A 15,337-nucleotide genomic window follows, 5' to 3' on the forward strand; every position below is an offset into this window, starting at 1 on the left:
AAAGACGGCCGCCATCCCTATATTAGGGAAAGGAGGCCGTCTTTCGTTTCCCCGCGTTAGGATACGAAGCCAAAGCCGAGGATCGTAAACCTTTTGCACGCGTGATTGGGCGACATCTCGATTTCCACCGTGTGCTCACGCGATTCTTGCTCCGTATACAAGATGACTACATGGCAATGGGTCCATTTGATTGCCTGTGGGTCGACGACTTTCACAATCTCGCCGTCAACGTAAATGTTAGCGCTGCCGTAATCGTCGCTTCCTGAATCTTTGTAGACCAAGAGGAGACTTTTGCTGCGAATCGTCATCGTAAAGTTGTGGTTACTCGAATCTGCCGTATGCATCCAATTGTTAGGGAATTGAGGCGTGCCGTACGGATGGTCGTCCATCTCCGCCATTTGAAGTTCGGTATCGATTGCGTCGAAGCCTCCTTCCGATATATTGGCTATGCTAGAGCCGTTGGCCCGATCCAACAAACGGACATGGACGAAGTCATTACCGATTACCGGCGGCTTGTCGATCACAATATGTTCATGATCCATGGCGGAACGGTCGGTTTCGGCGAACAGCCAGCCTAGACAATCGGCCATGATTGTATGACCTGCATTGGTCGGATGGTAGATGTCGCTGAAAAATTGCTCTTTGGTAATGATGTTCCCCTCGTCTTTGGTTATCTGAAATTGGTCCACCACCGCATCTTTTATGCTTACCATGGGAAGCTCATAATGATAACCAACGGGCGCAAGCCGATCTTGCAAATTCCAGTCGCTTTCGAACACACTGAACAATAGGATGACGGCTGGAGCGTTGTCAGCAGTCAGTGCTTTTAATACCAGGCTTTCGTAACAGCTCCCTTCCGTTTCGTCGTCGGCGTCATTGACTGCAAATTCCACAATGACGATATCAGGGCGTACGGCTCCATCTCTCAGAACATCCCTCTGATAACGAATCATCCCCAGCTCGGAGGGCGTGCCGCCGAGTCCAGCTTTGACGAAACGAATAGAATCGCCGCCGTCCTTTCCGAACATCGACTTGAAGGTGGAATATGACCGATGAGCATAGCAGTCGGTATGGAGCGGATTGGCTCCCGCGCCGTGAGTAATGGAGCCGCCAATGTAGGCAATCGTAATCTCTTCGCCTCTTTTCGCTTTTTCGATAGCGGTTTTTAATCTCCTGTTGTTTCCTTTGTTTAATAGCGATTTGGCAATTAAATCGTTGTATGTTTCGTCTGTCATAGATAATCTCCTCTCTTTTAAATATGATCTTAAAACGAATGGGAGGATAAGAAAACCTGCTGAATCATAGCTGTATCGGGGTTGAACAGATTGGCAGTAGCAGGAATATTGCACCAAATATAATCGGTCGACAATATCGAACAAAGGAAGATTGTGACAAAATGATGATTTCTTAAAAAAATTAACGAAATCTCTATTTCAAATCTATTGATCTCTGAAATGTAAAATAGTAGAATGTTCCTATTCGCTGTAAATGTTTACTAATTGTATCGATGAACTTTCCTAAAATCACATAATGCAAATCCGTCGAAAGACGAGAGACGCAAAGCTATAGGGACTACTTCTCAAAAAGAAATGTCAGCCAGTTGCAAAAGATTTAGCAGAGGCATGTCTATGGTCGTCCATAGGCATGCCTCTTTGCTTACAACAAAAAAGAGAGAATAACGAAATAGGAGAGAGTGGAGACAATGAGCGAGCAAGAGATGAATATCCGGACCTTATTTCCAAGCGACGACGGCAACGAGCGACAACGAGACGATCTTATAGCACTATTCAGGCAAATCGTAGAAGGGGTCGATGCTTTAAAGGATCCCGATTCCGTTAATTTAAAAGGAACGAAAGATAGAGGAGCTACTTTCTATCAGGATTTAACGAAGAACAGCCGCATTCCCGTTAGCGGAAGCACGCAAAATGAAGTGAACGGCGAGCTGCTCAAGCTTCTGCACGGTCATCCCTACCATACGAAATACTTTTTGACTAATATTTTGCCCATGGCCAGTATTCCGGGCATCATGGGAATGCTCACCGCTTTTATGGTGAATGGCAATAACTTGTGGGACGTATACGGACCTGCCGGAGCGGAGGCCGAAGTCAGAGTCGTTGCCATGATGTCGGCGCTGATTGGTTATGACCCTACGGCAAGCGGCGGATATACGACTTGGGGCGGGCAAGGGGCCATCTTTACGGGACTTCGACTAGCCATTAATAAATATGACGCCAAAGCTGCAAAAGCAGGCGTACCTGACAACTTGTTTGCCTTCTGCTCGGAAGCGGCTCATTACAGCCTGTTCAAATCGATGGAAGCAACGGGTCTGGGCAGCAATAACCTGATCAAAATCCGTACGCGAGAAGACAGCTCCATGGATGTTCGGGATCTCGAAGAGAAAGTGGAGAGCGTTATTTTAAGCGGAGGCGTCCCTGTGTACATTGTGGCAACGACAGCGACGACGGATGCGATGGGCATCGATAATGTCGAGGAAATCTTGGCTGTGTCAGAGGAACTAGCGACAAAGCATGGCATTCAAAGGCCGCATATCCACGCGGATTCAGCGCTGGGCGGATTTTTTGCCTTCTTTAACGATTACGACTTTGAAGGAAATCTACATAAATTCGATACTGAAACACTATCTGCGCTTCAAGCGATAAGGGAGAGAATGAAGCATTTGGGATTGGCGGATTCGTTGTGCTTTGACTTCCAGAAGCTCGGTCAAACGCCGTACTCCACGAGCTTATTCCTTGTGAAGCGGGCATCCGATCTCAAGCTGCTTGATTTGGAGCCGGATGAAACGCCGTATGTTGGACATCGGGGTTATGGGGATTATCATACGAGCTATACGCTGGAATGCTCTAGAATGGGCAGCTCGATCAGTATTTTAAGCGCGCTAACGGCTTTCGGCATCGAAGGTTATCAGAAGCTGCTCGCCCAATTCGTCGAAGTCAATATAGCGTTCAGGAAGACGTTGGCTGCCGAAGTTCCCGAAGCCGTCATCGTCAATCCGCTAAATCCGGGCATTATCACGCTGTTCCGTTTGTATGCAGATCGTAAAAACGGCTATCACGCGGAATACGAGGGGCTCCGCAGCTATGCGGAGATTGAGCGCGAAAATAAGCTGAACGAGCTATTGTTCGAAATATTGGGCAGAGACCGCGGAAAAATGTTTTTCGGAGATACGAAGAAGCATCTCTACGTGCCAACCGCGGACCGGGCGGGTCAAATTGCGCTGTATGCGGCTAAGTTATTCGTCATCTCTCCGTACACGCAAACTTCCGATGTCGGTGCAATCGTTCACTATTTGAAACAAAAAATCGCTGAAACGTATGCCGCTTTTGATCGGCTATCCACGAAGGAGAACAACCATGAAGAAATCTATTCTTAAATTGAATTGGTTCAGAGAACATCTTGCTGTCAAAATCTCGGTCAGCATCCTGCTGCTGCAGGTCGTGACATGCGTAGCCTTTGCTCTGTCCGGCTATATGACGCAGAGCAACCTCTCGGAGAAGCTTCTGGAGCAATTCGATAAGCGGCTCGCGACGGATATTCAAATCGCGTCGAACACGCTCGCAGCCATTCCGGGAAGCGATATTCAACTGACAGGGGCGGACGATCCGAACTACGCGATAATCAAGACGGAGCTCGAGAAGCTCCAGACCGTTCATAGCTTGGAGAACATTTATATTTTATCCAATACCCAGGATGAAGAACGGATTCTGATTTTGTCGGGCGTCCCTGACGACTTCGGAACCGCTTATCCGTTTACTGATGAAATGAGGGAAGCCATTGCTTCCAAGAAAACGATGTTCAGTCCGATTTACGACGATGAATACGGCACGCATAAATCTATCTTCGTGCCGCTGACCGATAAATCCGGCACCGTGTACGGCATCTTGGGCATCGATCTCGATGCTTCCGTTGTGCCTGAGACTGCATCCAGCTCGAACTGGATGACCATTATCATTTCCGTCATCGTCTTCGTAGTCGGCAGCGTGATCGCCGTTATTATTAGCCGAATCATTACGAATCCGCTTCGCAAACTGATGATTGCAGCCGAGAAAGTAGCGGCCGGCGATATGAGAAGCCAGTTCTCGATCGACAGCAAGGATGAGATCGGCAAGCTGGGTGCCGCTTTCGGCATCATGATTACGAGCTTAAAAACATTGATCGAGCAGGTCATCGCTTCGTCCGCCCTTATCGGGGATACGAGCAAGCATCTGAAGCAATCCGTGAATGAATCGACGAATAGCGCGCAGCAGGTGGCCGAATCGACGAGCAAAATGACAGAAGGCATTACGGAGATCGTGCAGAGCGTATCCGAAAGCCACTCGAGCATTCATAACATTGATACCGACATCAAAGAAGTATCGGCAGGCATGAAGGAAATTCAAGAAATCGCGTCCGAGGTCCATTCGCAATCGGAGCAGGGGCAAGAGCTTGTCGATCGTACCCTCCAACAAATGGAGACGATCAAGCAGGCGATGCAGCAGTCGCAGCAAGCGGCAGCGGCGCTGGAGACACGTTCCAATGAAATCGGAGAGATTATCGGCATTATAACCGAAATATCGACGCAGACGAATCTGCTTGCGCTTAATGCTTCGATCGAGGCGGCACGGGTCGGCGAGCTCGGAAGAGGCTTCGCGGTCGTTGCCGAGGAAGTCAAGAAGCTGGCAACGCAGTCCGCTCAAGCGGCGCTGTCCGTTAACGAGCTCGTCTCGAGCACGCAATCGAACAGCCATCTGGTTAAGCAAAGCATCGAAGAAGGAACGAAGGCTGTCGAGCTTGGCCATTCTTGGATTAGCGGTACCCACCAAAACTTCAAGCATATATATTCGGGCGTTTCAGAGTTTACCGTCCACACGAACCATATGTCCGGCTCGCTGGAGAAGGTAGAGCATTCCTTCGTACGCATCACGGATGCCATGCAGCAAATTAACGGGGTCACGCAGGAGCAGGCAGCCGGCACGGAAGAGGTTGCTGCGTCCGCTCAACAGCAAAGCGCGTCCATGCAGGAAATATCGGCTGCCATCCAGCAGCTGTCGTCTCTTTCGGTTGACTTGAACGAATCGGTAAAGCCGTTTAAGCTGTAGTAGTATCGTTCGAGCACGCTGAGCCCTTCCGCCTTCGAGCGGGAGGGCTTTTTATTGCGAAGAAACTTTCTGTTTATGAAACGAGGACTCGAAACATGTCTGATGTGACCTTTTACCGCCATGAGGCGCTGCCTTTCTTGGAAGCTAAGCGATGTCTGAAGAGCGATCTAGCGTACCAAAAACATTTTCATGAGGAATATTCGATCGGGTTGATCGATAAAGGCGTGACGAACGCTTGGTGCGACGGAACCATGCACCGGGTCGAGGATGGAAAGGCAATCAGCTTTCCGCCGATGATGCTGCATGCCTGCCAGCCGGAGACGGGAATGGAGTGGAATTACAAAATGCTCTTCGTCAAGCAGGCTTGGTTAGAGCAGCTTGACCTTGAACAGCGGGAGCGCGATCAGCTTCATATCCCGTTTCTATTGGCCGAGGACAAAAATAGAGTCTGTCGCTATCGCATTAACCAAACGATGGAGGCTTTTATGGGAAACGGTTCTCCTCTTGAAATCGAGACGGCTATGATTGAGCTGATACATGATCTCGTTAGTCAGAACGCGTCAGATTTGGTGCATGAAATACAGCAAGGCAAGCAGGATCAGAAGTACGTCAAGCTTGTACAGGACTATATGCATGAGCATTTTACAGAGAAGCTGACGATGGAGGAGCTCGAGAACGTAACGGGAATAAGCCGATTTCATCTCATTCGGTTGTTTAAACGATGGAATCATCTGCCTCCTCATGCCTATCAGAATCTGCTGCGCATTAATTATGCCAAGGCCGAATTGATGAAGCGGCGACCGATTGCCGACATTGCAACCGATGCGGGATTTTATGACCAGAGCCATTTTGCGAGAACGTTCGGCAGGATTGTAGGAGCAACGCCATACTCTTACGCGTTGTCATCTTAATAACAAAGAGCAATTTTGTACAATACCGTCATCCCTCTACTCCGTACAATGGAAGGAACTTGAGTAGGGGAGAGATGTTGTATGCACCATGAATCGAATTTGGAAAAACAATTTTCAGCGGCTCTAAAGTCAATCGCTCGCCGTGAAGACCTGAAAGCTTACGTAGAGCGGACACCAGAGCTCTATATGCTGCTTCAGCAAGCCGCTTCTCGGTATGTTACGGGTGAAACCCGACAAGAGGGAGTTGCCGCTAGCCGCCGGCTGGCCCGGGAAGGGTATAAGTTTTCCATCGAATATATCGGTGAAAATACGACGGATGCTGACGAATGCGAAGCGGCTGCTGCGGAGATGAAGGCGCTCATTCAAGATTTGGGGCGGGCCGGACTTCCAGCTCGCGTATCCTTCGATCTGTCGCATATCGGGCTTTCGTTGGATAAGGAGCTTGCTTATTCCCATCTGATGGATGTGGCAGCCTATGCCGGAACTGTAGAAACGGAGATTGAGTTATTCATCAGCATGGAAGAGTCCAGCAAGACGGAGGATATACTATCTGTCTACACAAGCGCTGCAGCAACTTATTCGAGCATAGGCATTACGTTGCAAGCTCATTTGAATCGAACGCCGCAGGATTTGGAAGCTCTAGCTGATTCGCCACGTCGTGTACGGATCGTGAAAGGCGCTTATCAAGAACCGGAAGACCGCGCAATCCATCGGTCTCCTGCTCTTAATGAACGTTATTTGGAGCTTGTGGAAAGCGCCATTCGCCAAGGCCATTACGTATCGATTGCTACCCATGATGAAGCGATTGTGGATGAAGTGCTGAAGAACGGGTGGCTGTCTCATGGCAATGCCGAATTCGAGATGCTGTACGGTATTCGTCCGGAGCTGGGAAGCAAGCTGCAGGCAGACGGGCACTCGGTTAGAATCTATCTCCCATATGGCCATGAATGGTATTTGTATCTGTGCCACCGGATTGCGGAGTACCCGCCGAATCTGTACCGTGCGGTAATCGACATTGTGAGTAAACGCATTTGAATCGTGTTTGATATTGAAAAACCGGTCACTTCAGAGTGGCTGGTTTTTTTATGGGCCGAATATCGCCGTACCCTAGGCGATTGCCGTGCGGCAAGGCGGGAAATGGTACGCCTATAACCGCGATTGTACCTTTACGGAACAGGTGACTGTCGGTATCCTATTCAAGAAGTAGATGAGTTGAGGTTTGCTGCCTAATCCATCATAAGCAACTGTAGCGGACAGTTGTTTTTTTATCTTAGCAGTATTGCGATTTGAGGTATAATTAGTTATGATAGCGCTCTCAATGTTGAACCGGAAGGAGGCCTTGCCTTGCCTAAATATTCACGGGTGTTCAGACGGTTTCTCATCTCTTACATCATTATTCTGATCATTCCAAGCATTGCGGGTTATATGTCGTACAAGACCGCGATAACCGTGACGGAATCCGTCTCGATCGAGAACAGCGTGACGCAGCTCCAGAAGAGCAAGGAGCTATTGGAACGTCGTATGGCAGAGGTTGAAGGCTTCACTAGGCAGCTTGCGATCAACCAGGATTTGAACATTTTGATGAATGAGAACGGATCGGGCGACGCGTCCAATGTGTATGGGATTTGGAAAATGATGAGGAACGTCCTCACGTTCGGCCAAACGAATGATTTCCTGAAGCATTATTATGTTTATTTGAGCAACTATAATGTACTTTTGACGCCGGGTTCGGCTTATTTTCGGCCGGAGCATTATTATGAAAGCTATCATTACGAGGATATGCCGTTCGAGAAGTGGAAGAGCACGGTTCTAGAAGGAACTCATCGGAGCGAGATGATACCGTTAAGCCCGTTCATGGACAATAAGAACGAAACCTCGGTCGTGACCTATATGCAGTCTCTTCCGCTCGACAGCTTCACGGGCACGTCGCCCGCCGTCGTCGTCGTAATCATCGATCAGCAGAAAATTACCGATTTACTGTCCGGCATAACGGACCGTTACGGCGGATGGGTTCATATTTCCGACGCGGACGGACATACGGTTGGCTTGCAGGGTACGGATGAAGCCCATGTCGGCCTGCTATCGGCGGACGACAGCTTCGACGGGGAGAAGCTGAGCCAATTTTACGAAGACGATCTCGTCATTACGATTCGCTCCGACTCGACCAATTGGGTCTACAGAGCCGGTATTCCAAGGCATGTGCTGATGGAGAGCGCGAACCAGATCAAATACATTACGTGGTCCGTAACCGGTGTCGCGCTGTTCGTAGGCGTCGCGGCGGGTTTGCTTCTTTCGTACCGGAACAGCGCTCCGATTATTCGGATCGTCGGCGTTATGAAGGAGCAATTCGGGCAAGAAGGGCAATCGGAACGCAACGAATACGATTTTCTGCACGGCAATATTTCGCAGATGCTTACGAATAACAGACGGCTGGAGTCCGAGCTGCATCGGCAAGCGCCGCTCGTGCGAGACGCTTTCTTCAAGCGTCTGCTTGCGGGCGAGTTCCAGACGAGGGATGAAATTATAGCGGCTGCCGTTCAGGCGAACGCCGGATTGACCGGCGATACGGGGTATGTCGGTATAATGCAGGTGAACGGTTACTCGTTGATGGACAACGTCGAGGTTCTGAACGAGCTGAACGCGGCTCGTCTTATTTTGAAGCAGGCCTTGATCGACACCGGAAGCTCGGTCCGCATGACGGATATCGGCTCAGACAAGATTGTATTCCTATTTGCCTATATGGATAAACCGACGGCGGTCGAGATCGGCAAGGATGAAGTGACGATGACGCTGGATCGCATATCGCGGCTTGCTTTTGAGGAGTACCGGATCTCGACGACCGTAGCGCTTGGCGGCATGTTCCAAGCGGTGACGGAAGTGAGCCAGTCGTTCGAGCAGGCGAAGCAGACGCTGGACGTGGCCGTACATCAGAACAGGAAAGAACTGAGCTGGTTCGAGGATACAAGGCAAGAGAGCTCCACCTACCATTATCCGCTCGAGCTGGAGCTTCGTTTGATCGGCACCGTTCGTGCCGGAGAGCAGGAGGAAGCAGCGCGGATTTTGCATACGATCATTTCGCAAAATACGGTGCATAGGGAGCTTTCCTATGAGATGAAGCAGCAATTGGCGGGTGAAATGAAAGGAACGTTCCTGAAGCTGCTCGACCAGAAGGTATTCATCGAATCGGAATCGTTCGAGGAAATGAAGAACCGAATTATCGCCATCCAGCCGGCAGAGCCTCTGGAAGCGATTCAAGTCGAGCTGGCTGCCGTTATGAATGTGCTATGCGAAGTTGTTCGAAGCCGCAAGAACGATAGCCATACGCGGACGATCGAGCAGATTAAGAATTATATTGAATCGGCCTATACGGATTCCGCGCTGACGTTATATCGGGTAGCCGAGCAAGTGGAACGGCCCGAGAAATATATCTCGCAGCTGTTCAAGGAAGTGACGGGCGTCAATCTGTCTGATTATCTAGAGAACGTAAGGATGGAGCAAGCGGCCGAGCTGCTTCATAACGAAGTATTGACTGTTGACGAGATTGCCTCCAGAGTAGGCTATAACAGTTCGCACTCTTTCCGAAGGGCTTTCAAGCGGGTAAGAGGCGTATCGCCGAGCGTATTCAGACAGTCCGCCCTGGACGGATAGGAGGGAAGCAAGTTGCAGAAGTATTTCATTCGGCTCATTGCCGTATTGCTGATCCCCTTTATTCTAGGAGGCTGTACGGATATAAATAATAAGGGCGGTTCGGAGGACGGGAGCGGCAAAGATGCCGATGCCGTTCCGATCCGCGTATTCGCCCAGCAGGATACTTGGTTCGATCTTGCAACCAATGATTTCTCGAAGGAGCTGGAGAAGAAGTTCAACGCGAAGTTTGAATGGATTGCCGTTCCTTATGAGGGTGCAAGGGAGAAGCGCCAAATATCGCTTGCCAGCGGAGACTATGCGGATGCCTATATTCTGACTTCGTATATTGACCAGTTCTCGCAAGCGGACGTACTTAGGTACGGCCAACAAGGCGTCTTCTTGCCTTTGAACGAATTAATCGAACAGTACGCGCCTCATATCAAAGCCGCCATGGAACAGAATCCGACTCTAAGAGCCTACAGCACGGCGCCGGATGGGAACATTTACGGCTTGGTCGGGTACAGCGAATGTTACCATTGCTCCTATCCAAGTAAAATGTGGCTGAACACGAAGTGGATGGAGCAGTTAGGGCTCGCAATACCGCAGACAACGGAGCAATTCAAGCAGGTGCTGCAAGCGTTCAAGACGCAAGATCCGAACGGCAACGGCGTAGCGGACGAAATACCGCTTAGCGGCTCGATCGAGGATTTTGGCGTTCGCGTCATCCCTTTTCTAATGAACGGCTTCATCTATGACGACGATCGTACGTATCTTCATTTGACGAACGGTCGCGTCGATACGGTAGCCGACAAGCCGGAGTGGAAAGAAGGGCTGGCCTATATCAAATCGCTGTACGATGAAGGTCTCATCGATCCGGGCGCATTCACCCAGAACGCCGAGGCCTTCAAGCGGATTGGAGAGAACGACGGCGAGCAGCTTCTTGGCGCGGCAGCGGCGATGCATCCGGCGATCTTCGTGGACGTCGGTCCGGACAATACGAGGGGGAGCGATTACAGCCCGCTTGCTCCTTTACAAGGTCCGAATGCGTCATTCGCAACGTACAGCCGAATCGGTGTGGCGCCGGGAGCGAAGTTCGTCATCACGAATAAGGCAAGCCGCGAAGCCCAGATTGCTTTGATTCAGATGGTTGACTATATGTATACGCCCGAAGGCCAAGCTTTTGCCGAGGTTGGGATGGAAGACGTCGATTGGCGGAAACCCGCCCTGGGAGAGTTGGCGCTGAATCCGGACGTGAAGCCGGTATTCGCAAGCATTCCGGATAAGGACGGGGAGAAACCTAACAACTCCAATTGGAGCGGGATGGGACATTTTTATATGCCTAAGACGTATCGCGAAAGCTGGGTGCAAGGCATGGATATTTATGCTCCAGACGGCTACGAGCGAAGGCTGATGGAAGCGACGAAGCTGTATGACGGACATGAACCGGATGAGGTGTTGTCGGTCGAGTCGCTGTGGATCCATCCGGATGAAGCAGATGAGGTCAACTTTCTGCAGATCAACCTCAAAAACTACGTCGAGGAATACGCGCTGCAGTTCATTACTGGCAATCAGAAGCTGGACGAGGATTGGGAGAGCTACGTGAAGGGACTTCACGACCTTAACGTGGACCGTTATGTGGCGATTATGCAGAAAGCATATGATTCAGCGTTGAAATAAGTGTTTGTGCGCGGCATCAGAGCCGTCCCGCAAAGTCTATATATGACTTTGCGGGACGGCTCTTTTTTAATGACTCGCTTGGCGCTTGAGTACAATAGTGCTGGAGAATGCGATAAGCAGACCATACTTGACGAAAACGTACGCAGAACGGGCATTTGCACCTGCCAAAAAGGGGCAACTGTACCTAAAAATGAGCAACTGTACCTACCGCGACGCCTCTGCTGCCCATTATGATCAGCGGTATAGAAAGCGCTATCATTTCATCGCGGCAAGTGACTTAGGGAGGGATCGTTCTGAAGGATCAATTGGTTTTAAAACGAGGCGATAGCGCCGCTCAGCCTACAAAGAAACGTGGGCTGTTGGAGGAAGCGGGCAGAAGCCTAAGGAAGCATTGGCAGCTTTATATGATTGTTGTTCCGCCTCTGCTGTTTTTCCTTATCTTCAAGTATTATCCGATGCTCAATACGGTGCTCGCCTTCAAAGACTACAACGTCATTAAAGGCATTTGGGGAAGCCCGTGGGTAGGGATGAAAAACTTCAATTTGTTTTTCGACAATCCGATGTTTTGGCCGCTCGTCAAAAACACGCTGCTCATTAGCGGATATTTGCTGCTGGCTGGCTTTCCGATTCCGATCTTGCTCGCACTGATGCTGAACGAGGTTCGAAGTGGTCGGTTCAAGAAGGTCGTGCAAATGGTGTCCTTCGCCCCGTATTTCATCTCGACCGTCGTAATGGTATCCATCATTATGCTGTTCCTATCGCCGAGGCTCGGCTTCGTTAATATCGCGATGAACGCGCTCGGGCTGGATTCGATCAATTTTCTCGGCGAGCCTGGCATGTTCCGCTCCATCTATGTATGGTCGGACATTTGGCAGACGGCAGGTTATACGGCGGTGATCTATTTGGCGGCGCTTGCCGGTATCGACCCGACGCTGTACGAAGCGGCTAAGGTCGACGGAGCGTCGAGGTTCCAGAAAATCGTACATGTGGATCTTCCGGGTATTTTGCCCACCATCATGATCGTCCTTATCCTCAACGTAGGCAGCGTCATGGCGATCGGCTTCGAGAAAATATACCTGCTGCAAAATCCGCTCAATCTCGTGAATTCGGAAATCATCGCAACTTACGTGTACAGCGTTGGCTTGCTGAACGCAAACTATAGCTTCGCGACGGCGGTAGGATTATTCAATTCCGTGATCAATCTCATTCTGCTTACGTCGATGAACAGCTTAGCCAAGCGGTTCTCGAACACTAGCATCTGGTAAGGAAAGGGGGAGCATAAGCGCCATGGCTGCAATTAGAACCAATCATAAAATCAAGGACTCGGCCGGGGACAAAGTGTTCCTGATCATCATCTATGCCATTCTGAGCCTCGTGCTCGTCGCGGTTCTTTATCCGCTTATCTATATCGTCAGCAGCTCCATTAGCAGTCCTGCGGCGGTCACATCCGGCAAGGTATGGCTCTGGCCGGTCGACATCTCGCTGGAAGGTTTCAAGGTGCTGTTCCAAACGAAGCAGGTGGTGTCCGGTTACGGCAACTCGATCTTCTATACGGGAGCCGGTACGCTGATCAGCGTCGCGTTAACGATCATGATCGCCTATCCGCTGTCGCGCAAAACGTTTTTCGGACGCAACGCGCTCATGATGCTCATTACGTTCACGCTGCTGTTCAGCGGCGGTCTTATTCCGACGTACATGGTCGTCAAGGAAGTGGGCCTCATCGATTCCAGATGGGCGCTGCTCATTCCGAACGCGATCTGGGTATGGCAGGTCATTATCGCAAGATCCTTCTTCCAGTCCTCGATCCCGGACGAATTGTTCGAGGCAAGCGAGATGGACGGCTGCAGCGATCTGCGCTTCCTGAGGAGTATCGTCGTCCCGTTGTCGATGCCGATCATTGCCGTTCTCGTGCTTATGTACGCCGTCGGCCAGTGGAATGCGTATTTCGACGCGTTGATTTACTTGAAGACGGCCGACAAATTCCCGCTGCAGCTTATTTTGCGAAGCATCATTATCCAGAACAACAGCGCCGCGGGTTTGAACGACGCCATGAAGCAGGTCGAGCGGCAGCAGCTTGCAGAGCTTCTCAAGTATTCGCTCATCGTCGTGGCAACGCTGCCCGTGCTGGTCATCTACCCATTCGTTCAGCGCTACTTCGTGCAAGGGATGATGGTTGGTTCGGTGAAGGGCTAACGGCTAGCCTGACATCAATCATTTTAAGGAGGTGGTGCTTATATCGATTTGATCGTCCAGCATCGCGTTTCATCGCGTTAAGACATTCATCCATTTAATAAAAAGGGAGCGATACCATTGAAAAAGAGAATCGCGGGTTTGTTCGCCATCGTTTTGTCGGTATGCTTGGTGCTTGCCGCATGCTCGTCCAGCAATAACAACAATCAACCGGGCAACGCCTCATCGCCGCCTAAGGAATCGGAAAATACAGGAGAGAAGCCAGCCGCTCCGGTAGAGATCAGCGTGTTTGCCGTGCAGGACCAAAGCATCGATCTGCCAACGAATAAATTCACCCAGCATGTGCAGGACATGTTCAACATGAAATTAAACTTTGAGGTTATTCCGTCCGACGGCGCGAAGGAAAAACGCCAAATCTCGCTCGCGAGCGGCGACTATCCGGATGCTTACATTCTCACAGGCTACGTGGATCAATTCACGCAGACGGACGTGCTGAAATACGGCAAGCAAGGCGTAATCGTACCTTTAAACGATCTAATCGACGAATATGCGCCGAATATCAAAGCGGCAATGGAATCGAATGCCGATCTGAAGGCGTTTAATACGGCGCCTGACGGCAACATCTACGGTCTCGTCGCTTATTCGCAATGTTTCCACTGTTCGTATCCGAATAAGCTGTGGCTGAACACTTCATGGCTGGAGAAGCTGAACCTGGAAATGCCAACGACGCCTGACCAATTCCGCGAAGTGCTGCGCGCTTTCAAGAACGACGATCCGAACGGAAACGGCGTGAAGGACGAAGTTCCGCTCAGCGGTTCGACCGAAGACTTCGGCGTACGGGTTCTTCCGTTCCTCATGAACGGGTTCGTCTACAATGACGACCGGAACTATTTGAACCTGACGAACGGCAAAGTGGAGTCCGCTGCCATTAAGGAAGAGTGGAAAGAAGGGCTCGCCTACGCCAAGTCGTTGTACGACGAAGGACTGATCGACCCGGGAGCGTTCACCCAAAACGCCGAAGCGTTCAAAAAAATCGGCGAAAACGCGGATACGCAAATTCTCGGCGCCGGAGCGGGCATGCATCCAGCCATCTTCGTCAATATCGACAAGGGCAACCAATATTCGGCCGATTACAATCCCCTTCCTCCGCTTACTGGCCCGAACGGTGCATCATTCGCGACGCATGACGGCGGCGGCGTAGCGCCTGGCGCGAAATTCGTCATTACGAACAAAGCGAGCAAAGAAGCTCAAATCGCGCTCATTAAGCTCGTCGACTACATGTTCACATGGGAAGGTCAGACGAATGCGGCGTCCGGCATGGAAGGCATCGACTGGGAACGTCCGGGTCCTGACGATGTAGCGCTGGGCGAAGGCGTCAAAGCGATGATCAAGCCGATCCCTGCTGCTGAAGGGGAAGCACCGCGCAATGCCGGCTGGAGCGGCATGGGTCACTTCTACATGCCTTCCGAGTACCGCGACAGCTTCGTGCAAGGAACCGACATTTACGATTCCAACGCTTACGAGCGTCGTCTCTACCAAGCAACATTGCTCTACCAAGGTCATGAGCCTAAGGAGCTGTTCCCGCTCTGGTCGGTATGGGTCGATCCGGCGGAAGCCGACGAAGCGAGCATTCTCCAGACGAACCTTCGCAAATACGTGGAGCAAAGCGCGTTGCAATTCGTTACCGGCAACAAGGATCTGACCAAAGATTGGGATGCTTATGTCAAAGGATTGAAGGATCTGAAAGTAGACCGTTACTTGGAAATTTTGCAGAAAGCGTACGACGCCTCGAATAAATAACGAAAAGCATGAACTAGCAGAAAGCCTGGACATACA

The 15,337-nt window shown here is 50.6% G+C and carries 10 protein-coding genes and 1 riboswitch; of the genes, 9 read left to right on the forward strand and 1 reads right to left on the reverse strand.

Annotation, left to right across the window (positions count from 1 at the left end; all coding sequences use genetic code 11):
• Positions 1–56: 56 nt before the first annotated feature.
• On the reverse strand, positions 57–1,235 hold the full coding sequence (locus tag AC1DF0_RS07375; RefSeq protein ID WP_477573537.1) for an SGNH/GDSL hydrolase family protein: 1,179 nt from the start codon (positions 1,233–1,235) through the stop codon (positions 57–59).
• A 286-nt stretch (positions 1,236–1,521) separates the two neighbouring features.
• Positions 1,522–1,608, forward strand: a riboswitch (cyclic di-GMP riboswitch).
• 94 nt (positions 1,609–1,702) lie between these two features.
• Between AC1DF0_RS07375 and AC1DF0_RS07380 the strand changes: the two genes are divergently transcribed.
• The 9 genes from AC1DF0_RS07380 (at position 1,703) to AC1DF0_RS07420 (ending at position 15,301) form a co-directional block, all read left to right on the forward strand.
• On the forward strand, positions 1,703–3,391 hold the full coding sequence (locus AC1DF0_RS07380) for a pyridoxal phosphate-dependent decarboxylase family protein (RefSeq protein WP_442052684.1): 1,689 nt from the start codon (positions 1,703–1,705) through the stop codon (positions 3,389–3,391).
• Positions 3,372–5,096 carry a methyl-accepting chemotaxis protein gene (locus AC1DF0_RS07385; protein ID WP_477573538.1) on the forward strand — a complete coding sequence of 575 codons (1,725 nt, stop codon included), beginning with the start codon at positions 3,372–3,374 and terminating at the stop codon, positions 5,094–5,096. The genes AC1DF0_RS07380 and AC1DF0_RS07385 overlap by 20 nt, the downstream gene beginning before the upstream one ends.
• 95 nt (positions 5,097–5,191) lie before the next feature.
• Entirely contained in the window at positions 5,192–6,007 is an 816-nt protein-coding gene (locus AC1DF0_RS07390; RefSeq protein ID WP_477573539.1) for an AraC family transcriptional regulator, read from the forward strand.
• Positions 6,008–6,088: 81 nt separating this feature from the next.
• Positions 6,089–7,042 carry a proline dehydrogenase family protein gene (locus AC1DF0_RS07395; RefSeq protein WP_477573540.1) on the forward strand — a complete coding sequence of 318 codons (954 nt, stop codon included), beginning with the start codon at positions 6,089–6,091 and terminating at the stop codon, positions 7,040–7,042.
• Positions 7,043–7,351: 309 nt separating this feature from the next.
• On the forward strand, positions 7,352–9,655 hold the full coding sequence (locus AC1DF0_RS07400; protein ID WP_477573541.1) for a helix-turn-helix domain-containing protein: 2,304 nt from the start codon (positions 7,352–7,354) through the stop codon (positions 9,653–9,655).
• Between the two features lie 12 nt (positions 9,656–9,667).
• Positions 9,668–11,311 (forward strand): extracellular solute-binding protein, encoded by a 1,644-nt coding sequence (locus AC1DF0_RS07405; RefSeq protein ID WP_477573542.1) that lies wholly within the window; start codon positions 9,668–9,670, stop codon positions 11,309–11,311.
• Between the two features lie 404 nt (positions 11,312–11,715).
• Positions 11,716–12,576, forward strand: a complete 861-nt coding sequence (locus AC1DF0_RS07410) for an ABC transporter permease (protein WP_477573716.1) — start codon at positions 11,716–11,718, stop codon at positions 12,574–12,576.
• Positions 12,577–12,598: 22 nt separating this feature from the next.
• Entirely contained in the window at positions 12,599–13,504 is a 906-nt protein-coding gene (locus AC1DF0_RS07415; RefSeq protein WP_442052970.1) for a carbohydrate ABC transporter permease, read from the forward strand.
• A gap of 117 nt (positions 13,505–13,621) precedes the next feature.
• Entirely contained in the window at positions 13,622–15,301 is a 1,680-nt protein-coding gene (locus AC1DF0_RS07420; protein WP_477573543.1) for an extracellular solute-binding protein, read from the forward strand.
• Positions 15,302–15,337: the final 36 nt, after the last annotated feature.

It is taken from the genome of Paenibacillus sp. 05T425, assembly GCF_056396205.1.